The 21,457-nt window shown below is 62.8% G+C and carries 19 protein-coding genes; 10 read left to right on the top strand and 9 right to left on the bottom strand.

All coding sequences use genetic code 11. The annotated features are described in order from the left end of the window. The first annotated feature begins 5 nt into the window (after positions 1 to 5). A complete protein-coding gene (locus tag C8K66_RS10940; protein ID WP_178087546.1) occupies positions 6 to 2,507 on the top strand; it encodes a fimbria/pilus outer membrane usher protein in 2,502 nt (833 codons plus the stop codon). Continuing rightward, positions 2,497 to 3,045 carry a hypothetical protein gene (locus tag C8K66_RS10945; protein WP_108524830.1) on the top strand — a complete coding sequence of 183 codons (549 nt, stop codon included), beginning with the start codon at positions 2,497 to 2,499 and terminating at the stop codon, positions 3,043 to 3,045. Before C8K66_RS10940 ends, C8K66_RS10945 begins: the two co-directional genes overlap by 11 nt. Here the strand turns inward: C8K66_RS10945 and C8K66_RS10950 are convergent. Genes C8K66_RS10950 through C8K66_RS10965 form a run of 4 tightly spaced genes read right to left on the bottom strand, consistent with a single transcriptional unit; the run spans position 3,017 to position 5,863 of the window. Further along, positions 3,017 to 3,754 (bottom strand): amino acid ABC transporter ATP-binding protein, encoded by a 738-nt coding sequence (locus tag C8K66_RS10950; RefSeq protein ID WP_017845136.1) that lies wholly within the window; start codon positions 3,752 to 3,754, stop codon positions 3,017 to 3,019. The two genes, C8K66_RS10945 and C8K66_RS10950, sit on opposite strands and share 29 nt — an antisense overlap. After that, positions 3,741 to 4,391, bottom strand: coding sequence for an amino acid ABC transporter permease (locus C8K66_RS10955; protein WP_046381686.1), 651 nt, complete (start codon positions 4,389 to 4,391; stop codon positions 3,741 to 3,743). The genes C8K66_RS10950 and C8K66_RS10955 overlap by 14 nt, the downstream gene beginning before the upstream one ends. Beyond that, entirely contained in the window at positions 4,388 to 5,056 is a 669-nt protein-coding gene (locus tag C8K66_RS10960; protein ID WP_046381687.1) for an amino acid ABC transporter permease, read from the bottom strand. Before C8K66_RS10960 ends, C8K66_RS10955 begins: the two co-directional genes overlap by 4 nt. Before the next feature lie 21 nt (positions 5,057 to 5,077). Further along, positions 5,078 to 5,863, bottom strand: a complete 786-nt coding sequence (locus tag C8K66_RS10965; RefSeq protein WP_046381688.1) for a transporter substrate-binding domain-containing protein — start codon at positions 5,861 to 5,863, stop codon at positions 5,078 to 5,080. 255 nt (positions 5,864 to 6,118) lie between these two features. Between C8K66_RS10965 and C8K66_RS10975 the strand changes: the two genes are divergently transcribed. The 6 genes from C8K66_RS10975 to C8K66_RS11000 all read left to right on the top strand — a co-directional run bounded on the left by C8K66_RS10975 (position 6,119) and on the right by C8K66_RS11000 (position 13,382). Then, on the top strand, positions 6,119 to 6,814 hold the full coding sequence (locus C8K66_RS10975) for a FadR/GntR family transcriptional regulator (RefSeq protein ID WP_079444908.1): 696 nt from the start codon (positions 6,119 to 6,121) through the stop codon (positions 6,812 to 6,814). Positions 6,815 to 6,935: 121 nt separating this feature from the next. Further along, positions 6,936 to 7,265, top strand: coding sequence for a thioredoxin TrxA (trxA, locus tag C8K66_RS10980; protein WP_057003995.1), 330 nt, complete (start codon positions 6,936 to 6,938; stop codon positions 7,263 to 7,265). 234 nt (positions 7,266 to 7,499) lie between these two features. Further along, a complete protein-coding gene (gene rho, locus C8K66_RS10985; RefSeq protein WP_017845130.1) occupies positions 7,500 to 8,759 on the top strand; it encodes a transcription termination factor Rho in 1,260 nt (419 codons plus the stop codon). A 146-nt stretch (positions 8,760 to 8,905) separates the two neighbouring features. After that, entirely contained in the window at positions 8,906 to 10,888 is a 1,983-nt protein-coding gene (locus tag C8K66_RS10990; RefSeq protein WP_108524832.1) for an acyltransferase family protein, read from the top strand. A 59-nt stretch (positions 10,889 to 10,947) separates the two neighbouring features. Continuing rightward, a complete protein-coding gene (gene ubiD / locus C8K66_RS10995; RefSeq protein ID WP_046381692.1) occupies positions 10,948 to 12,414 on the top strand; it encodes a 4-hydroxy-3-polyprenylbenzoate decarboxylase in 1,467 nt (488 codons plus the stop codon). Continuing rightward, entirely contained in the window at positions 12,414 to 13,382 is a 969-nt protein-coding gene (locus C8K66_RS11000; protein WP_017845123.1) for a CDP-6-deoxy-delta-3,4-glucoseen reductase, read from the top strand. The genes ubiD and C8K66_RS11000 overlap by 1 nt, the downstream gene beginning before the upstream one ends. A gap of 38 nt (positions 13,383 to 13,420) precedes the next feature. Here the strand turns inward: C8K66_RS11000 and C8K66_RS11005 are convergent, their stop codons facing one another. Further along, positions 13,421 to 13,903 carry a hypothetical protein gene (locus C8K66_RS11005; protein ID WP_017845122.1) on the bottom strand — a complete coding sequence of 161 codons (483 nt, stop codon included), beginning with the start codon at positions 13,901 to 13,903 and terminating at the stop codon, positions 13,421 to 13,423. 240 nt (positions 13,904 to 14,143) lie between these two features. On the opposite strand from C8K66_RS11005, the gene C8K66_RS11010 reads away from it, so the two are divergent. Then, a complete protein-coding gene (locus C8K66_RS11010) occupies positions 14,144 to 14,797 on the top strand; it encodes a gamma-glutamylcyclotransferase (RefSeq protein WP_017845121.1) in 654 nt (217 codons plus the stop codon). A 105-nt stretch (positions 14,798 to 14,902) separates the two neighbouring features. On the opposite strand, the gene C8K66_RS11015 is transcribed toward C8K66_RS11010, so the two are convergent. Next, complete coding sequence (locus C8K66_RS11015; protein WP_017845120.1) at positions 14,903 to 15,889, bottom strand: NADPH:quinone oxidoreductase family protein; 987 nt, start codon at positions 15,887 to 15,889, stop codon at positions 14,903 to 14,905. A 150-nt stretch (positions 15,890 to 16,039) separates the two neighbouring features. Between C8K66_RS11015 and C8K66_RS11020 the strand changes: the two genes are divergently transcribed. Further along, positions 16,040 to 16,447, top strand: a complete 408-nt coding sequence (locus C8K66_RS11020; RefSeq protein WP_017845119.1) for a flagellar basal body-associated protein FliL — start codon at positions 16,040 to 16,042, stop codon at positions 16,445 to 16,447. Between the two features lie 96 nt (positions 16,448 to 16,543). Here the strand turns inward: C8K66_RS11020 and C8K66_RS11025 are convergent, their stop codons facing one another. From C8K66_RS11025 to C8K66_RS11035, 3 genes are read right to left on the bottom strand one after another with little or no spacing between them, the layout of a single operon-like run. Further along, the gene (locus C8K66_RS11025) at positions 16,544 to 17,662 is read right to left on the bottom strand and encodes an ABC transporter permease (protein ID WP_046381693.1); all 1,119 of its coding nucleotides are present in this window, start codon (positions 17,660 to 17,662) and stop codon (positions 16,544 to 16,546) included. Beyond that, positions 17,662 to 20,379 carry a ribosome-associated ATPase/putative transporter RbbA gene (rbbA, locus tag C8K66_RS11030; protein ID WP_108524982.1) on the bottom strand — a complete coding sequence of 906 codons (2,718 nt, stop codon included), beginning with the start codon at positions 20,377 to 20,379 and terminating at the stop codon, positions 17,662 to 17,664. Before rbbA ends, C8K66_RS11025 begins: the two co-directional genes overlap by 1 nt. Further along, positions 20,376 to 21,341, bottom strand: coding sequence for an HlyD family secretion protein (locus C8K66_RS11035; RefSeq protein ID WP_046381694.1), 966 nt, complete (start codon positions 21,339 to 21,341; stop codon positions 20,376 to 20,378). Before C8K66_RS11035 ends, rbbA begins: the two co-directional genes overlap by 4 nt. Between the last annotated feature and the right edge of the window lie 116 nt (positions 21,342 to 21,457).

The raw sequence follows: 21,457 nt of genomic DNA on the forward strand, positions 1-21,457 counted from the left end.
GGCTTATGAAAAACCTGTCGAGTAATACGCCTGCGGTTTCCATCCGGTCTCGCCGCCCCACGCTGCTCATCGGGTTTGCGACCCTGTGGAGCTTGCCCGGCCTGGCTCCAGCTCTGGAGTTGGGCGAGGGTTTCGACCTCGCGGCACTGACCACCCACGGTATTGACCCGAAGGTCTCCGACTACTTCCGCAGTGCGGCGCGTTTTCGCGAAGGCGTCCAGGTGGTGGGGCTGCGGGTCAACGGGAACCCGCTCGGGTCAGTCGATGCGCGGTTCGACGCACAGGGGCAATTGTGTTTCACCCCGGGCTTGCTCGAGAAAGCCGGGTTGGTGCAGCCCCGCGCCGTTGTCCGCAAAGGCGTGTCACCGGACCAGGCCTGCCATGACTTTCTGGGCGCCTTCCCGACGACGATGGTTCGGCTCCGGCCCGGCATCGATGAGGTGGCACTGGTGGTGCCGACCCAGTCATTGCGTGAACCCCAGTGGGAGGCCGGGGACTTTGCCCAGGGTGGCGCAGCGGCGATGTTCAACTATGACGTGCTGGGTTTCGACAACCGTTCGCGCAGTGAGTCCAGCCGGTTCGTGTCGGCCTACACCGAAGCAGGCTTCAACCTGGGCGACTGGATTGTCCGCAGCCGCCAATTCTATGTGTCCGACAATGGCGACGCGCGCACCGAACACCTGTACGCCTTCGCCCAGCGGGATCTGGCCGCGCTGCGATCGACGTTCCAGGTGGGCCAGCTCTCCAGCAACAATCCGCTGTTTGGCGGCATCCAGTTGTCCGGTGTGCAGTTTTCCCCCGATGGCCAGTCGCGGGTGCCGGCGGGCGGCAATAATGCGGTGGTCGAGGGGCTGGCCCAGAGTCAGTCGCGGATTGAAGTGCGCCAGTCTGGCGTGCTGATCCATAGCACGCTGGTGCCCGAAGGCCCCTTCCGGCTGACCGGGTTGCCTTTGCTCAATGGCACCAGCGACCTCGAAGTCAGCGTGATCGATGTACGCGGCGCCAAGCGCAGTTTCGTGGTGCCGGCGGCTTCGTTCGCGGGGGCAGCCCCGGCGGTGCCTGGCTATTATTTTTCGCTCGGCAAGGTGCGCGAAAACAACGACGCGCAGGCGCCGTCGCCGGTGGTCGCCATGGGCAGCGGCACCTGGGGCCTGGGGCGTGATTCGTCGGCGGGGTTTGGCTTATTGAGCACCGATGAATACTGGTCGGCAGGCGGCACCCTGAGCAGCGTCTTTTTCCAACGGGTTGCGGTTGGCGCTCGCCACAATGTGTCCCGAGACGGCCGTAACGCGGTGTCGGGTTCGCGTAGCAGCGTGTCCGCGAGCAGCCCGGTCTACGCCAATATAGACGTCAACTTCAGCGCCACCACCCAGACCCGGGGGTATCGCGAGGTGCTTGAAGCGGGCCGCTCGTTCAAGGCCGACGAGTTGGGTTCGCGCTTCAAGAACCAGTACACGGCGGGCATGAGCTGGGCCGATCCAACCTTGGGCGTGTTCTCCCTGGGTTATTCGCGCAGCGCGCAATTTGACCGGCAAACGGCCGAGCACGTATTTGCTTCGTGGAACAAGTCGTTCAGTCACGTCGATGTCGCTTTGATCGCCGACTCGCAGGTGGGCGGCACGCGGCCACGGCGTGACGCCAGCGTTGCCGCCGGCCGGCGCGATAGCACGGTGGACAATGATCTGTCGGTACGGTTGCAGATCAGCGTGCCGCTGGGCGGTGATCGTCGTGTGAACAGCTACGTCAGCCGGCGTGGTAACCAGTCCCGCGTTGGCACGGCACTCAGCGAACGGGTCAATGACTATGTGAATTACGAAGTGGGTGTCGAGCGCGACCTCAGCGCCCGCGAACAAGCGGTTCGCGGCCATGTGGACCTGCTGCCGCGCTACACCCGCGTCGGCCTGGGCGTCAGCCGAGATGCCCAGGGCACCGGTTATACGGGGCAACTGCAAGGCGGCATCGTCGCGCACGAAAACGGCCTGACCTTCTCGCCCTATCCCGTGCAGGACACGTTCGGCATCGTCTCCGTGGGGGATATCGGCTCCGCGAAAGTCGAAACCCCCCAGGGGCCGGTGTGGACCGACTTCACCGGGCAGGCCGTGATTGCCGGCTTGCCCGCGTATGCCAACAGCCGCGTCGAAGTGCAGACGCAGTCGTTGCCCAGGCGGGTTGACCTGAAGAACGGCACCCAGGTGCTCGCCGCCGGTCGCGGGTCCTTCAATACCGTCGCGTTCGATGTGGTGACAGTGCGCCGCGTGTTGCTCACCGCCAGCGATCAGCACGGTCAGCCGTTGCCCCAGGGCGCGTCGGTGTTCGGCCAGGATGGCCGCTTCCTCACCAGCGTGGTGGGCGAAGGCATGATTTTCCTGAATGACGTCAATGAGTCGCAAAGCCTGCGGGTTTCGTTGCCGGACTCTTCCACCTGCCAACTGAGCCTTGACCCCGGAACCCAGCCTGACCATGACAAGTTCTATGAGACCACGACGGCGGTGTGCCATGGCCGCTAAGTGGAGAAGCGCGGGCGTCGTCCTGTTCTGCGCGCTGTTGATGGCCCAGGGCGTGCGCGCTGAAAACTGCCGGTTGTCCGTGAGCCAGCCGCGCCTCGACTATGGCGTCATTCGCAGGGAGGCCGTTGTCCAAAGTACCTCCGTGGTCCTCGGCACCCGCACGCTGCACCTGAACGTCGTGTGTACGCAGCCTTCGATGATAGCGTTGCGCTTCATCGGTGCGGCGGATGGGCAAGGTTTCCGGTTTGACCGCCAGGGGCGTATGCGCCTGAGTCTCAAGCATGCCCAGGTCGATGGGCGCGCCGTCGAGTGGGGGGTGGCGCACTTGCCCGGTGAAACCGTCAGCGGGGCGTTGTTGCCGGGGCAGGTCCTGGTGGCACGCGCAGCAGGTCAAGCGCTGGTCGGCCAGCGCCTGACGGCCCAGGTCGATGTCGATATCGACCTGCCTTCCGATGCCCTGCAGGTCCGCGATGAAACGCGGCTGGAGGGGCGGGGCACCTTCGAGCTGGTCAGCCCGGCTGCCCCACCGAGCCGATGAAGTTGGCCAGTTCGGGGGTGCGGGGGTTGGCGAACAGCGCCTGGGGCGGGCCCACTTCATGCACCTTGCCCTGGTGCATGAACACCAGTTTGTCCCCGACTTCGCGGGCGAAACGCATTTCGTGGGTCACCATGATCAGGGTCATGCCGTCCTTGGCCAGTTGGCGCACCACGCTAAGCACTTCATTGACCAGTTCCGGGTCCAGCGCCGAGGTGATCTCGTCGCACAGCAGCACTTTGGGCGACATGGCCAGGGCGCGGGCTATCGCGACGCGTTGTTGCTGGCCACCGGACAGGCGATCAGGGAAGGCGTCGAACTTCTCGCCCAGGCCGACCCGCTCCAGCATCTGCCGCGCCAACTGGGCGGCCTTGGCCTTGGGCACTTTCTGCACCACCTGCGGCGCGAGCATGACGTTTTCGCCCACCGTCAGGTGCGGGAACAGGTTGAACTGCTGGAACACCATGCCGACTTTCTGTCGCAGGCTGCGCAGGTCGGCGCGGGCGGCGTCGAGGTATTCGCCGTCGACTTCGATCACGCCGTCGTTGATCGACTCCAGGCCATTGAGGGTGCGCAGCAAGGTCGATTTGCCCGAGCCGCTGCGGCCGATGATCGCGACGACCTGGCCTTCTTCAACGGTCAAGTCGATGCCCTTGAGCACATGGTGATCGCCGTAATACTTATGCAGGGCGGAAATTCTAAGCAGAGGCATGCAGTCTCCTTTCCAGGTAGCGCGCACTGAGGGACAAGGGGTAGCAGAGCAGGAAGTAACCGAGGGCCACCAGGCCGTAGACCATAAAGGGCTCGAACGTGGCGTTGGCGAGCATGCCGCCGGTCTTGGTCAGTTCGGTGAAGCCGATGATCGAGGTCACCGCGGTGCCTTTGACCACTTGCACCGAGAACCCCACGGTAGGCGCCACGGCAATCCGCAGGGCCTGGGGCAGGATCACGTAGCGCAGCTGTTCCAGCGGGCTCAGGGCCAGGCTGGCCGAGGCTTCCCACTGCCCGTGGGCGATGGAGTCGACGCAGCCGCGCCAGATCTCGGCGAGGTAGGCGCTGGTAAACAAGGTCAAGGCAATCGCCGCCGCCAGCCAGGGCGAGATATCCACCCCGAGCAGGGCGACGCCGAAAAACACCAGGAACAGCTGCATCAACAGCGGCGTGCCCTGGAACAGTTCGATATAGGTGCGGGCGACATTGCGCGGGAAGGCTTTGCGGCTGATACGCATCGTCATCACCAGCAGGCCGATCAGGCCACCGCCCACAAACGCCACCAGCGACAGCAACAGTGTCCATTGCAGGCCGACGAGCAGGTTGCGCACGATGTCCCAGAAGGAAAAATCACTCATCGGCTGTTCCTCATCACAAACCGGCGGCCGATCCAGTTGAGCAACTGGCGAATCATCAACGCCATGCACAGGTACACCAGGGTGGTCAGGGCATAGGTCTCAAAGGCGCGGAAGTTGCGCGACTGGATGAAGTTGGCGGCAAAACTCAGCTCTTCGGTGGCGATCTGCGAACACACCGCCGAGCCGAGCATCACAATGATGATCTGGCTGCTCAGGGCCGGCCACACCTTGCCCAGCGCCGGCAGCAGCACCACATGGCGGAACGCCTCGAAGCGCGTCATCGCCAGGGCGGCGGCAGCCTCCAGCTGACCACTGGGGATCGCCTGGATGCCGGCGCGGATGATCTCGGTGGAATAGGCGCCCAGGTTGATCACCATCGCCAATACCGCCGCTTGCCACTCGGTGATTTTCAGCCCCAGGGAGGGCAGGCCGAAGAAGATGAAAAACAACTGCACCAGAAATGGCGTGTTGCGGATCAACTCGACATACACCCCGAAGAACCAGGCGAACGGCTGGATTTTCCACGCCCGCACCACTGCGCCGACGGTGCCCAGGGCCACCCCCAGGATTGCGCCGATCGCCGTCAGTTCAAGGGTGAACAGGGCGCCGCGCAACAGCAGGTCGGTATTGGCCAGCACCGGCACAAAGTCGAATTGATAGGCCATGAATCAGCTCCGTCGCGGGCTTCAGAGATCAGCAGGCAGAGGTTCTTTCAGCCACTGCATTGCATTCTTTTCCAGGCTGCCGTCAGCCTTGGCCGCCACCAGGATCTGGTTGACCTTCTCCAGCAGCGCCGGCTCGTTCTTGTTCACGCCCACGTACACCGGAGAATCCTTGAGCTTCACTTTCAGCGCCGGCACGCGTTTCGGGCTGCGCTCGCTGATCGCAACCATCACCACGTTGCCGCTGGCGATCAGGTCGACCTGGCCGGCCAGGTAGGCGGCGATGGTCGAATTGTTGTCTTCGAAGCGCTTGATCGTGGCTTCCTTGGGCGCGACGGCCGTCAGCTCGATGTCTTCGATGGCGCCGCGGGTCACGCTGATGGTCTTGCCCTTGAGGTCGTCGGTGCTGCTGATGGCGGCGTCAGGCGGGCCGAACACGGCCAGGTAGAACGGCGCGTAGGCCTTGGAGAAGTCGATGACCTTTTCCCGCTCGGGGTTCTTGCCCAGGCTGGAAATCACCAGGTCGACCTTGCCGGTCGTGAGGAACGGGATGCGGTTGGTGCTGTTGACCGGGGTCAGCTCCAGTTTGACCTTGAGCTGGTCGGCCAGCAGCTTGGCGGTGTCGATGTCCAGGCCGCGTGGTTTCATGTCGGGGCCGACCGAGCCGAACGGCGGGAAGTCCTGGGGCACGGCGACCTTCAAGGTGCCGCGGGCAACGATATCGTCCAGACCGTTGGCCTGGGCGGGTGCCTGGCTCAGCATCAGGCTGGCAAACAGGGCGGTGAGCAGGGCGCTGTAGCGCTTGGTCATGGGAACTCTCCGAGAAGGGCGAAGGGGCATTCTGTTTTTGCCCAGTGCACAGCCCATGCCATCCCGGCTCGGTTCGTCTGCAAGGCCGGGATTTGTTGAGCTTCGGTGGTCTTACTGGTCTGAACAGTGAGCGCGGCTTTCGCACCTTTTTCGAGCGCCGCCCAAAGCGCGCGAGCCCCTTTGGGGCGTGGCTTGCCGCCGGGCACGAATAGCTTTACAACTAGCCGCTCAGTTGTCTGGAACCTTGAGTTTTTTATGAATTCCATCGCCCAAGCGGTACCGGAAGCGGCCTTGCAGGCCATCCGCAAACTGATCAAGGAGCAAGGCTTCGGGCCGGGCGACGCACTGCCGTCCCAGCGCGACCTGGCGCTGCAGTTGGGCGTGAGCCGGGCGTCATTGCGCGAAGCGTTGTCGTCCCTGAGTGCCTTGGGGGTGGTCAGCGTGCAGCCGGGCAAAGGCGTGTTCGTGCAAGAGGCACAGGAGCCGCCGGGGTTTGCGTGGCCCTTCGCGGCCCAGGCGACGCCGCTGGATATCTTCCAGTTGCGCTATGCCCTGGAAGGGTTTGCGGCAGGGTTGGCGGCCGTCACGCTGAGCATTGATGAACTGGATAGCCTGGAAGAGAATGTCGAAGCCATGCGCAAGGTGCTCAAGGCCGGCGACTTCGAAGCGGCCGCGCGGCTGGACTTCGAATTCCACCAGCGCATCCTCCTCGCCAGCGGCAACCAGGCGATGGTCAGCATCCTGAGTGCCAGCGCCGAGGTGTTCCTGGAGAGCCAGAAGTTACCGTTCATCCGGCCGGAGCGGGCCATGGAAACCTGGCAGGAGCACCGCAGAGTCTTGCGCGCCCTGGCCCGGCGCGCGAGCGCGGCGGCGCAGAAAACCATGCAGGAACATGTACGTAATGCGGCGTTGCGCACCGGGATTGCTTTCGTGACTCCCGTAGCGCCGTGAGCGAGGCGATACCCAAACTCATGCGCCACCATAGCAAGACTCAATCAGAGGCGGCTTCCTGAACGAGGGAAGGGCAGCTATGATGGGCCACGTTTTTTTTGCTTACAATCCGGAGACATCCATGAGCAACGATCTTATCAAGCACGTCACCGACGCGACCTTTGAGGCCGAAGTACTCAAGGCTGCTGGCCCGGTGCTGGTTGACTACTGGGCTGAATGGTGTGGCCCTTGCAAAATGATCGCTCCGGTTCTGGACGACATTGCAACCGAGTACGACGGCAGATTGACCATTGCCAAGCTGAACATCGACGAAAACCAGGAAACCCCGGCCAAGCATGGCGTGCGTGGTATTCCGACCCTGATGCTGTTCAAGGACGGCGAAGTCGCAGCGACCAAAGTGGGCGCGCTGTCGAAGTCCCAACTGGCTGCATTCATCGACGTGAACCTCTAAGCGTCGTCAAAAAGGCCCCGCAAATTGCGGGGCTTTTTCGTGAAACAGGGCTAGACGCTCCGAAACTCAGGTGGTACATTCGGCCCCGCATTGGTTTCTCCACTGCCCCCTGCAAGCCGTCGCCGACGCATTCCTTTTCGATTAGTACGCGATCCTGTCGCCTTCTCTGCGGCGCGGCCTCATTAAGCCAAAAGCTTAATTTCCCCCCTCCATAAATGATTACGTCATTCCTATATGAATCTGACTGAACTCAAGCAAAAGCCGATTACCGAACTGCTCGAATTGGCCGAACAGATGGGCATAGAAAATATGGCCCGTTCGCGCAAGCAGGACGTGATTTTCTCCTTGCTCAAAAAGCACGCGAAAAGCGGCGAGGAAATCTCCGGTGATGGCGTGCTGGAGATTCTCCAGGACGGCTTCGGCTTCCTCCGCTCTGCAGACGCTTCCTATCTCGCCGGCCCAGACGATATCTACGTCTCGCCGAGCCAGATCCGCCGCTTCAACTTGCGCACCGGTGACACCATCGTTGGCAAGATCCGTCCTCCGAAGGAAGGCGAGCGTTATTTCGCCCTGCTCAAGGTCGACACGATCAACTTCGATCGTCCAGAGAACGCGAAAAACAAGATTCTCTTCGAGAACCTGACCCCGCTGTTCCCGACCGTGCGAATGAAGATGGAAGCCGGCAACGGTTCCACCGAAGACTTGACCGGTCGTGTGATCGACCTGTGCGCCCCGATCGGCAAGGGCCAGCGCGGCCTGATCGTCGCACCGCCGAAAGCCGGTAAGACCATCATGCTGCAGAACATTGCAGCGAACATCGCACGTAACAACCCTGAAGTTCACCTGATCGTGCTGCTGATCGATGAACGTCCGGAAGAAGTGACCGAAATGCAGCGCACCGTGCGCGGCGAAGTGGTTGCCTCGACGTTCGATGAGCCGCCAACCCGCCACGTGCAGGTTGCCGAAATGGTGATCGAGAAGGCCAAGCGCCTGGTCGAACACAAGAAAGACGTGGTGATCCTGCTCGACTCCATCACCCGTCTGGCCCGTGCCTACAACACCGTGATCCCGAGCTCCGGCAAGGTATTGACCGGTGGTGTCGATGCCCACGCCCTGGAGAAACCGAAACGTTTCTTCGGCGCCGCGCGGAATATCGAAGAAGGCGGCTCGCTGACCATCATCGCCACCGCGCTGGTTGAAACCGGCTCGAAGATGGATGAAGTGATCTACGAAGAGTTCAAGGGTACCGGCAACATGGAACTGCCCCTGGACCGTCGTATCGCTGAAAAGCGTGTGTTCCCGGCGATCAACATCAACCGCTCCGGCACCCGCCGTGAAGAGTTGCTGACAGCCGACGACGAACTGCAGCGCATGTGGATTCTGCGCAAGCTGCTGCACCCGATGGATGAAGTCGCGGCCATCGAGTTCCTGATCGACAAGCTGAAAACCACCAAGACCAACGACGAGTTCTTCCTGTCGATGAAGCGTAAGTAATACGACGTTTCAGGTCCAAAAAATGGCGCCCTTCGGGGCGTCATTTTTTTTGTATCTAGAAAGGGAGGTTTGAGCGCTTGAAGTGTCAGTTAAGAAACAAAAGGGGCTACGCTCGTTCCCATTCGTTTCTGGCTGACTCTGGATTTATGACCATTCTTGCTTACCGAAGAGACATTGATGGCTTGCGTGCTGTCGCTGTCCTCGCAGTCGTGCTGTTCCACTTTGGCGTTCCGGGTGTTACTGGCGGCTTTGTGGGGGTCGATGTTTTTTTTGTGATTTCCGGCTTCCTGATTACCTCGATCATCTGGCGCGAACGCCAGGCCGGGCGTTTCAGTTTCGTGGACTTCTGGGCGCGCCGTGCCCGGCGTATCTTGCCGGCGTTGTTCGTGATGATGGCCGCGACACTGGCCGTGGGCTGGTTTTTGCTGGCGCCCAAGGACTATGAAGAGCTGGGGCGGTCGGCGCACTACCAGGTGATCTTCACCTCTAACCTGCTGTTTTCACGCCAGCACGGTTATTTCGATGCCGCCTCCGACATCAAGCCCTTGCTGCACACCTGGTCGCTGGCAGTGGAGGAGCAGTTCTACATCCTGTTCCCGCTGCTGCTGGCCCTGCTTTCAAGCCGTTTGAAACACTGGCGCCTGGCGTTGTTCGCGGTGCTGCTGGTGTCGTTTGGCATGAGTGTCTGGGCGGTTTCCCATCAGCCGCAGAAAGCCTTCTACCTGCTGCATATGCGTGCCTGGGAATTGCTGGCCGGCGCCATGCTGGCGGTCATGCCGAAGGTTGAGTGGCGCGCCTCGCCGCCCCTGGCGCAAGCGGTCAGCCTGGCTTCCCTGGCATTGATCCTGGCCGCCATATTCGGTTTCGACCGGCATACACCGTTCCCTGGCGCGGCCGCTTTGCTGCCGGTGCTGGGCGTGGTCGGGTTGATCTGGGCCAATGGGCAGCAAGCCACCTGGGTCGGGCGGCTACTGAGTTCGCGGCTGATGGTGGGCCTGGGGCTTATTTCTTATTCCTGGTACCTGTGGCATTGGCCGGTGTTCGTGTACGCCAACTACGCAGCGGTTGATGGCTTGAGCGTGGCTGAATTGGCCGGGTTGATGCTGCTGAGCCTGGTGCTGGGTTATTTGTCCTGGCGCTTCGTGGAGACGCCGTTCCGGGAAAAGCGCCTGCTGGCCGGGCGCAAGGCGATCCTGGCTGGCGCCGCGGCCGGCATTTTGTGTCTCGGCCTTACTGGCCTGGCATTGCGGGAAGCTGATGGCGTGCCGTGGCGCCTGTCCGAACAGGCATTGCGTTATGCCCAGGCGAAGAAGTGGAGCCCGGAGCTGACGGCCTGCCTGGCGGACAAGAACACCCCGGATGAGCGGCTGTTCTGCCATTTCGGCCCACAAAGCCACTCGGTGTCCGCGCTGGTCTGGGGCGACAGCCACGCCACCGCATTGATTCCGGCGCTGAAGGATGCGGCCAAACGGCACGATATCAGTCTGGTCCAGGCCAGTTTCGCCGGTTGCGTACCGTTGGACGGTCTGGAGAACATCACCCAGTGCGCGCATTTCAACCAGCGCGTCGAGCAGGCTCTGGCCGCACAGTCGTTCAGCGATGTGGTGCTGGCGGCGCGCTGGAGCCTGTACCTCTATGGGCAGATATCGGGCGACAAGGAACATGCGCTCAAAGACCCGGGCACCGGCAAGTACGTGCGTGCCGTGGCCGAGCAGCGTTTCGAACAGGGCCTGCGTGAACGCATCCAGGGGCTGCGCGCCGCCGGGCACCATGTGTGGCTGATCAAGGAAGCACCGCTGCAGGAAATCATCGTGCCGTACCGCCTCAGTCGCCTGGCCATGATGCACCGGCCGGTGGACGGCGAAGGGCTCCCCGTGGCGGAGCACGAGAAGCGCCAGGCCTTTATCACTCGACTGTTTGACGAACTGGCCGCCGCCGACAGTGGCGTCACCGTGCTGGACCCCGCACCCCTGCTGTGCGGCGCCGACGGCCTGTGCCGGGTCGAGCTCGACGGCCGCGCGCTGTACACCGACGATAACCACCTCTCCGACGTCGGCGCGCGACACGTCCAGGCGTTCCTGGAACCGCTGTTCCGTTCGCTGCAATCACGGGGGCTGACGGCCAATTAAGCTGCCAGCCGTCCTCAGAGCAGGTAGGATGTACGCCTATTTTACGGGTGGCATGGTTAATGAAATTCAAGGATCTTCGGGATTTCGTGCAGCAACTTGAGCAGCGCGGAGAGTTGAAACGCATCCACGTGCCGGTTTCGCCGGTGCTGGAAATGACTGAGATTTGCGACCGTACCCTGCGCAACAAGGGCCCGGCGCTGCTGTTCGAGAACCCGACCGGTTTTGATATCCCGGTGCTCGGCAACCTGTTCGGCACCCCCGATCGCGTGGCCTTTGGCATGGGCGCCGAGTCGGTCAGCGAATTGCGCGAGATCGGCAAGTTGCTGGCGTTCCTCAAGGAGCCCGAGCCACCCAAGGGCTTGAAGGACGCCTGGTCGAAGCTGCCGATCTTCCGCAAGATCATTGCCATGGCGCCCAAGGTGGTCAAGGACGCGGTGTGCCAGGAAGTGGTCATCGAAGGCGATGACGTCGACCTGGGCATGCTGCCGGTGCAGACCTGCTGGCCCGGCGATGTCGGCCCGCTGATCACCTGGGGCCTGACCGTCACCAAGGGCCCGAACAAGGATCGCCAGAACCTCGGCATCTACCGTCAGCAAGTGATCGGCCGCAACAAGGTGATCATGCGTTGGCTGAGCCACCGCGGCGGCGCGCTGGACTTCCGTGAATGGTGCGAAAAGCACCCCGGCAAGCCGTTCCCGGTCTCCGTGGCCCTGGGCGCCGACCCGGCCACCATCCTCGGCGCCGTGACCCCGGTGCCGGACAGCCTGTCCGAATACGCCTTCGCCGGCCTGCTGCGCGGCAACCGCACCGAGCTGGTGAAGTGCCGTGGCAACGACCTGCAAGTGCCGGCCACCGCGGAAATCATCCTCGAAGGCGTGATCCACCCCGGCGAAATGGCCGACGAAGGCCCCTACGGCGACCACACCGGCTACTACAACGAAGTCGACAGCTTCCCGGTGTTCACCGTCGAGCGCATCACTCATCGGATCAAGCCGATCTACCACAGTACCTACACCGGCCGTCCGCCGGATGAGCCGGCGATTCTCGGTGTGGCGCTGAACGAAGTGTTCGTGCCGATCCTGCAGAAGCAGTTCCCGGAAATCACCGACTTCTACCTGCCGCCGGAAGGCTGTTCGTACCGCATGGCCATCGTGACCATGAAGAAGTCGTACCCAGGCCATGCCAAGCGGGTCATGCTCGGAGTGTGGTCGTTTTTGCGACAGTTCATGTACACCAAGTTCGTTATCGTCACCGACGACGACATCAACGCCCGCGACTGGAACGACGTGATCTGGGCCATCACCACGCGCATGGACCCCAAGCGCGACACGGTGATGATCGACAACACGCCGATCGACTACCTCGACTTCGCCTCGCCGGTCTCGGGCCTGGGCTCGAAGATGGGCCTGGATGCCACGCACAAATGGCCGGGTGAGACCACCCGCGAGTGGGGCAGGGTGATCGTCAAGGACGAAGCCGTGACGGCGCGTGTCGATGCGATCTGGAAAGAGTTGGGAATAGATTGATGCGTGTGACCCTGCAACCTTCCGGCGCCGTATTGGAGCTGGTCCCCGGTGAGCGAATCCTCGAAGGTGCGCGCCGCCTGGGCTACGAATGCCCGCAAGCCTGTCGCAATGGCGTGTGCCACGTGTGCGCGGCGCTGTTGGTGGACGGCCGGGTGCGGCAGTCCGGTGAAATACGCGACCACGGGGAGTTCTACACCTGCATCGCCGAGCCGCTGGAGGATTGTGTGGTGTTGTGGGATGGCGTGCTGGCGCCGGGAGAGTTGCCGTTGCGCAAGTTGTCGTGCCAAGTGAGTGAATGCGTGCAAGTCGGTGGCGATGTATGGCGCGTGCGCTTGCTCGCCCCGGCCGGCAAGGCCGTGCGTTACCACGCCGGGCAATACCTGATGATTGAACGGGATAACGGCGAGAAGTCGGCGTTTTCCCTGGCTTCGGCGCCCCACGCCGGACGCGAACTGGAACTGCACGTGCTGGCCCGCGAGGACAGCGCGCGCAATCTGATCGAGCAATTGCAGCGCAACCGGATGGCCCGCATCGAGCTGCCGTTTGGCGATACCCACCTGGCCGAGTTGCCCGATGGGCCGTTGGTGCTGATCGCCGCGGGCACCGGCATGGCGCAGATGCACAGCCTGATCGAGCACTGCCGCGCCACCGGCTTCAAACACCCGGTGCATTTGTATTGGGGCGTGCGGCGTCCGGAAGATTTCTACGAGATCGAGCATTGGGATCAATGGCTGCAGCTGCCCAACCTGTTCTTGCACAAAGTGGTCAGTGACCTGTGCGGCTGGGAAGGACGCTGTGGGCTGTTGCATGAAGCGGTGTGCGAAGACATCCACGACCTCAAAGGCGTGCATGTCTACGCCAGCGGTTCACCGGCGATGATCTACGGCACATTGGATGCGCTGGTGGCTGCGGGCATGGATGCACACCAGATGCGCGCCGACGTATTCGCCTACGCCCCGCGGCCCTGAAACCTGCGCCGGCTCTGGTGGAGGAGCTGGCGTCGCTGTCAGAAACGCACGCCGGTCGTGATCATCGCCGCATTGAACCCCAGCAGCACCAACTCCGCCGCCACCGGCCCGTAATGGGTGCCCACGGACGGTATGATCACCGGCGCCACGCCGAAACGGTTCAACGGGATTTTGTCGCGGTACTTGCCGCGATAGCCCTGGATCGCCCCGCCGGTCAGTTTCAGATACACCGGATAGTCGGTCATGTCATAGCGTTTGCCCGCGTAGACGTAGTACGAGCGTTGGCTGAACGAGTTACGGAACGTCGCCGCCCCATACACCAAACCTGACGCTTCATTGCGCTCCAGGCCAAGCAAATCCTGGTTGTTGTTGTGGTCCGGGTCGGGGGAGAAGTGCCGGGTGTAGACGCTGGTCTGCGCATACCAGAAGCCCTTGTCATCGTCGACGGGCGGGGTTTCGACAGCGAGAGCGGTGGTGGCCTGGGCCAGGAGCAGCAGGCCCGGCAATCGTAATTTTTTCATAGGTGCGACCTCGAGTAACCGGTGTGAAGGGTGACCGACTGAGTCGTGCCAGCTGCGCTATTTTGACGGTCAAGCGCTTTGCCGGGCTGAACCGGAGCTGAAAATACTGGGATTGCTTCTGGAGAATGCGGTGGTCGTTCAGCCTATTGTACTTTTTTGCCGTATGGTCACAGCAGCGCGTTTTATTACGGTAGAGTTGCTAACAATTGGTAACACATAGGAGGCGAGCCACTTTTCGCCATGACCGCCATCGAATCCGATCTTTTGCAATTGGCTTACCCTCCGCGGCTCGATCTGGGACCGCAACTCACGCACGAACAGTTGATGAACTCGATGCAGGCCACCATGGCCCGGCATAAGGGCGGGCCGGTCTGGCTATTCGCTTACGGTTCGCTGATCTGGCGGCCGGAATGTTCATCGACCGAGCGGGTTCGGGCGCGGGTCCATGGCTATCACCGTGGTTTGTACCTGTGGTCCCACGAGCATCGGGGTACGCCGGAGTTGCCCGGGTTGGTGTTCGGCCTGGATCGTGGCGGCTCGTGCAGCGGGTTTGCCTACCGTCTGCCGGAAGATCAGTTAGAAGCCTCGCTGTACGCCTTGTGGCAGCGCGAAATGCCTTACCCCTCCTATCGGCCGCACTGGCTCAGCTGCCGTCTGGAAGATGGCAGTCGGGTGCAGGCATTGGGGTTTGTATTGGAGCGGCACCTGCCGAGCTACGCTGGCAATCTGCCCGACATCGTGCTCAGCCATGTGCTGCAAAGCGCTTGCGGGCGTTACGGCACGACGCGCGATTATGTCGAGCAGACCGTCAACGCCCTGCGCAGCCACGCCATGCCAGACAAAAACCTGGAGGCGCGGCTCAAGCGTTGTGCCAAGGATTGCTCAGGCGATTAACGCGCCAAACGCAGGAAATATGAGCAAATGCATGTTCTCTACGAACATGTCGCGAATAGACAGGTGATGGTCGAGGACACCGCCCCTCCCACATTCAAGCGCATTTCACCTCGGCAGGCGGGTTTGCACGACCACCTTACCCACCGCCTTGCGCTGCCCCAGGTCATTGATCGCCTGGGCTGCCTGTTCCAGCGGATACACCTGCGACACCAGCGGTTTCAACTTGCCCTCGGCATACCAACCAAACAGCTGCTGGAAGTTCGCCGCATTGTCCTGCGGCTGGCGCTGGGCGAACGCGCCCCAGAACACTCCGACCACGGCCGCGCCCTTGAGCAGCGCCAGGTTCACCGGCAGCTCCGGAATGCGCCCGCTGGCAAAACCCACCACCAGCAGGCGGCCGTTCCAGGCAATGGCGCGGATGGCCTGGTCAAACAAGTCGCCGCCCACCGGGTCGTAGATCACGTCGGCGCCGTTCCCGTCGGTCAGGCGCTTGACCTCATCTTTCAGGCTGGCTTCGCTGTAGTTGATCAGCTCATCGGCGCCGGCGGCCTTGGCCACCGCCAGTTTGTCGGCGCTGCTGGCGGCGGCGATGACCCGGGCGCCCATGGCCTTGCCGATTTCCACGGCAGCCAGGCCCACGCCGCCGGAGGCGCCGAGGACCAGCAAGGTTTCGCCGGGCTGCAGGTTGGCCCGTTGTTTCAGCGCATGCATCGAGGTGCCGTAGGTCATGCTGAACGCGGCGGCGGTGTTGAAGCCCATGCTGGGCGGGATCGGCAGCACGTTATAGCCGGGCACCGCGACCTGCTCGGCAAAACTGCCCCAGCCGGTCAGGGCCATCACGCGGTCTCCAACCTTCAGGTGGCTGACCTTTTCCCCCACTTCACTGACCACGCCCGCCGCTTCGCCACCCGGCGAGAACGGGAACGGCGGCTTGAACTGGTACTTGCCTTCGATGATCAGCGTGTCCGGGAAGTTGACCCCGGCGGCATGCACGTCCAACAGGATTTCGTTCTTCTTGATCGCCGGGCTGGCGATGTCTTCCAGCACCAGGGTTTCGGCGGGGCCGAAGGCTTTGCACAGCACAGCTTTCATCGGACTATTCCTTTTGGCGTCGTGGCCGATAAGTGTAGGAGGGTATGCCCGTGGGTCAACGAGCATGCCCGGGCCTGATAAGTCGCCATAAGCTTGTGCTCTGCCTTGCTAGCGTTATGCTACTGGGCTACCGAATGTGAGGAATGAACTGTGAAAGCGTGGATTCTGTTGATGCTGGCCCTGACCTTGCCAATGGCAGCCCAGGCGCAAGAGGCGAAAGAAGGCGAGGCGCCGAAGGTCAGCTATATCAGCCTGGCCCCGCCGTTCGTGGGCAACTATGGCTTGGACGGTACGTCCAAGCTCAAGGTGTACAAGGCCGATATCGCTCTGCGCGTGACCGGCACCGACGCGGCCGCCGCCATCAAAGCCAACGATGCGTTGATTCGTAATCAACTGGTGGCGCTGTTCACCCAGCAAACCAACGAGACCATGAGCACGGTTGAGGGTAAGGAAAAACTGCGCCAGGAAGCCCTGAAGCAGACCCAGCAAGTGATGAACGACGAAACCGGCAAGCCGGTGGTGGAAGACCTGTTGTTCAACAACCTGATCATCCAATAGTCACGGCGCGACGATCGCAAGCAAGCCCGCTCCCACAAGGGAATGCGTTCCACCTGTGAGAGCAGGCTTGCCTGCGATAGCGGCCGGGCAGGCACCTCAAGACGCCAGGCTCTTGCGGAACCGCGCCAGCGCCACCAAAAAGAACAGCAAGCCAATTCCCGCCAGCGCCAGCATGTCCGGCCACACCACGCTCATGCCCGCATCGCGGAACAGGATCGCCGCGCTCAGGCTCACAAAGTGCGTCGACGGCGAGGCCTGCATCACCCACTGCAACCATTCGGGCATGCTGTCCAGCGGCGTGCTGCCGCCGGAGAGCAACAGCATCGGGATGATCACTGGGATTGCCAGCAAGCCGAACTGCGGCGTCGAGCGGGCGAGGGTGGCGAGGAAGATCCCCAGGGCGGTGCTGGCAAACAGGTACAGCGCGGTCACGAACAGAAACAGGCTCAGCGACCCGGCCAGCGGCACGCCGAGCATGCCCTTGACCACCACTTCCAGTGACACCCAGGTACACAGCACCACCACCAGCAGGTTGCTCCAGATTTTCGCCAGCATGATTTCCAGCGCCGTCAGCGGCAGCACCAGCAAATGGTCGAGGGTGCCATGTTCGCGCTCGCGCAGCAGCGCGGTGCCGGTGAGCACGATGGCGAGGATGGTGATGTTGTTGACGATCTGGATGACTGCGAGGAACCAGCCGCCCTCCAGGTTGGTATTGAACAGCGCCCGCGTTGTCAGCAACGCCGGCGCTTTGCTGGCGGAGTCGGCCTGGCCGCTGTAGGTCAGCAGCTCGCGTTGGAAAATCCTCCCGATGTAGCCGGCGCCCATGAACGCCTGGCTCATCGCCGTGGCATCGACGTTCACCTGCACATCGGGCTCGCGACCGGCCAGCAGGTCGGCCTGGAAATTCGCCGGTACGTTGATCACGAACGTGTACTGGCCGCTGTCCATGACCTTATCCAACTGGTCATACGCCAACGGCACGGGTGACTGGAACTCGGGCGGCTGCAACGCCTCGGCCATCTGCCGCGAGATCGCGCTGTGGTCCTCGTCGACAAACGCCACGCTGGCGTTGTGTACGCCAATCACCGAGCCGGCCGCGGGCATGTAGATCGCGACCGTGAAGGCGTAGAACAGAAACAGCAGCAGCACGCTGTCGTGGCGCAGGCTGGTCAGTTCCTTGATCCCCAGGCGCAGGATGTGCGCGAACTTATGCATCAAGCCTCCTGCTTCTTCAGCATGATCAGGCTAAGCCCGGTAAACCCGAGGAAAAACCCGAACAGCGCCAGGCACTGCGGCCACAGTTGCCGCAGGTCGAGGGCCTTGGTGAACGTGCCCACCGCAATATCGAGAAAGTGCCCCGCCGGAAACAGCGTGCCCATCACCGCCGCCGCACCTTCCAGGGACGAACGCGGCACGATCAGCCCGGAGAACTGGATGGTCGGCAGGCTGGTGATGATCATGGTGCCGAGGATCGCGGCGATCTGGGTGCGGGTGAACGCGGAAATCAGCAGGCCCATGCTGGTGGTGGCGAGCACGTACAGCAGGCCGCCGAAAGCCAGGGTCAGGCCGCTGCCCTTGAACGGCACGCCGAACAGCCAGCGGTTCATCGCGACCAGCACCGCCAGGTTGATCAGGCTCACGGCCAGGTACGGGGTCTGTTTGCCCAGCAGGAATTCCAGGCGGGTCAGGGGCGTGGCGTAGAAGTTGGTGATCGAACCCAGCTCCTTTTCGCGCACGATGCCCAGGGCGGTGAGCATCGCCGGGATGAAGGCGAGGATCAGTGCCATCACGCCTGGGCCGATGGCGTTCACACTGACCACATCCTGGTTGTAGCGAAAGCGGGTTTCGAGCTTGGCCGCGCCTTGGCTGTTCTGCGGCTGGCTGCTCAGCTCGGCCAGTTGCTGCAGGTTGGCCTGGTGGACCGCTTCTACATAGTTCCGGCTGGTTTCCGCGCGAAACGGCATGCCGCCGTCGAGCCAGGCCGCCACGCTGGGTTGGCGGCCGGCGTAGAGGTCACGACCAAAACCGGGCGGGATTTCCAGGGCCAGTTTGATTTCCGAACGTTGCAGGCGCCGGTGCAGTTCGTTGGCATCCTGGATCGGCGTTTGTTCGGCGAAATAGCGTGAGCCGCGAAACGCCTCCAGGTAGGCGCGGCTTTGCGGGGTCTGGTCCTGGTCGTAGACGGCGAAGGCGAGGTTTTCCACGTCCAGGGAAATGCCGTAGCCGAAGATCACCATCATGAACATCGCCCCGAGCAGGGCGAAGGCCATACGCACCTTGTCGCGCAGCAGTTCCTTGCCTTCACGGCTGGCCACGGCCAGCAGGCGCGACAGGCTGAAGCCGCGCTTGCTCACCGGCGGCGTGCTGGTTTCGCTGACGGTGGCGGTGGGCGCGGTAGGTTCGGCCTCGCCCTGGGCTTGCTCCAGGCACGTGACGAACGCGGCTTCGAGGGTGTCGCCGTGGAATTGCTGCTGCAGCGCGTCGGGCGTGTCGCAGGCGAGCACCTTGCCGGCGTGCATCAGGGAGATGCGGTCGCAACGCTGGGCTTCGTTCATGAAGTGGGTGGACAGAAAGATCGTCACCCCTTGTTCGCGCGACAGTTCGATCAGCAGCCGCCAGAAGTCATCCCGCGCCGCTGGGTCGACGCCCGAGGTCGGTTCATCGAGGATCAGCACTTCAGGACGATGCAGCACCGCCACGGCCAACGACAAGCGCTGACGCAAGCCGAGGGGCAGTTCGCCCGACGGCTGCTCGGCCACCTCGCTGAGGTCGAAACGCTGGATCAGCTCGTCGATCCGCTTGCCGCTGTCGACTTTGGGCAAATCGAACAACTGCGCGTGCAGCACCAGGTTCTGAAGCACGCTGAGTTCGCCATACAGCGAAAAGCTCTGCGACATGAAACCCACACGCTTGCGGGTGGCCAGGTCCTTGGCGTTCACCGGGTTGCCCAGCAACGTGGCACTGCCCTCGGTGGCCGGCATCAGGCCGGTGAGGACTTTCATGGTGGTGGTCTTGCCGCAGCCGTTGGAGCCGAGAAAACCGAAGATCTCGCCCCGGCCGATGGCGAAGCTGACTTTATCGACGGCGGTGAAGTCGCCAAAGCGCAGGGTCAGGTCGTGGGCTTCGATGGCGATATCGGTGTTGTCGCCTGCGCGCGGCGGGATGACCAGCGGCTGATTGTCGTGGGCGCTGTCGCCCTGGAAGTGGGTGAAGGCTTCGTCCAGTTTGCCGCTGGGGGTCACTGCCGCCAGCTCACTGCTCAAACCGTCGGCGATCAGTTTGCCGCGGTCGAGCATCAGGCAATGTTCAAACTGCTCGGCCTCTTCCATGTAGGCCGTGGCCACCAGCAGCGTCAGTTGCGGACGCTCGCTGCGCACGGTTTCGACCAGTTCCCAGAAGCGCCGACGGGACAGCGGGTCGACCCCGGTGGTGGGCTCGTCGAGGATCAACAGGTCCGGGTCGTGGATCAGCGCGCAGCACAGGCCGAGTTTCTGCTTCATCCCGCCGGAGAGTTTGCCGGCCGGCCGTTCGGCGAAGCGCTCGAGGTCGGTGGCCAGCAGCAGGTTGTGCATGCGCTGGTCGCAATCGGCTTTGGACAGGCCGAACAGCGTCGCAAAGAAGCGGATGTTTTCGCGGATGGACAGTTCGGGGTACAGGTTGCCGCCCAGGCCTTGAGGCATGAAGGCGATGCGCGGGTACAGGCTGTTGCGGTGGCGGCGGTTGGCGATGGAGCCGCCGAGCACCTCCAGTTGGCCGTCCTGGAGTTTTTTAACCCCGGCGATCAAGCCCAGCAGGCTCGACTTGCCGGCGCCATCCGGGCCGATCAGCCCGCAGCGCGTGCCGGCGGGCAAGCTGAAGGCGATATCGACCAGCGCCTGTTGTTTGCCGTAGCGGTGCTGGATGCCGGTGGCGTGCAGCGCCAGATCGGTCATTGCAGGTTGGCCGGCCATGGGATGTCAGCCGTGCGAATGTAGCCGGCGCCGGGCATGCCCGGTTTGGCCTGCGGCACGGCGCTGGGTTGGGTCAGGCGCAATTTGACGCGGAATACCAGTTTCTGGCGTTCATCGCGGGTCTCCACCTCTTTGGGGGTGAACTGCGATTTGGCCGCGACGAAGCTGATTTTGGCCGGCAGCGATTGGCCGGGGAGCGCGTCGAGGAGGATGCGCGCATCGCTGCCGACGGTCAGGGCGCCGGTCACCGAGGCAGGCAGGTAGAGGTTCATGTACTGATCCTCGGGGTCGATCAGCAGCAATACGCGCCCGCCGGCGCCGAGCACTTCGCCCGGCTCGGCCAGGCGCAGCTGGATAATGCCGTCGATGGGTGCGCGCAGGCTGCTGTCGTCGATTTCGCTGGTGAGCTGCGCCACCTGGGCCTGGGCGGCGCCGATGGCGGCCTTGGCCGAATTGACCTGGGCCTGGGCGGCGACCACGGCCGCATTCCCGGTGTTCTGGCGCGCCTGCTGTTGGTCGATCAGTTGGCCACTGGCGAAGCCGCGTTTGTACAGCTCCTGGGTCCGCTGGAGTTCCTGGTGGGCGAGCAGTTGTTCGCTCTGACGCAATTGCACATTGGCCTCGGCGGCGGCGAGGTTTTCTCTGGCCCGCAGCACTTCGGCTTCGGCCTGGGCGCGCTGGGCTTCCAGGGTGCGGGTGTCCATGCGCGCGAGCAGTTGGCCCTTGAGTACCTTGTCGCCTTCATCCACCCGCACTTCTTCCAGACGCCCGGGGATCTTGGCGGCGATCTGCACTTCGGTGGATTCCAGGCGGCCATTACCCATGCTCAAGCCTTCGGGCAGGCGGTCCTGGGTGGATTTCCAGTAACCGAAACCGCCAGCGGCGAGCAGCAACACAATCAGGAGGGTGGCAAACAGCTGGGAGGTGCGGTGGTTCGTGGACATAGATGCTTCCTGCGGTGTTAGCGTCCTAGTCTGACGGGTTCGGCCCGAGGGCGCTTGATGCGGGTCAAATGAAGCGCAAGCCTAACCCGGTTGCGCTGCAGATGCATGCGCCGGGC

This window comes from Pseudomonas sp. GV105 (assembly GCF_003058185.1).
GTDB lineage: Bacteria > Pseudomonadota > Gammaproteobacteria > Pseudomonadales > Pseudomonadaceae > Aquipseudomonas > Aquipseudomonas veronii.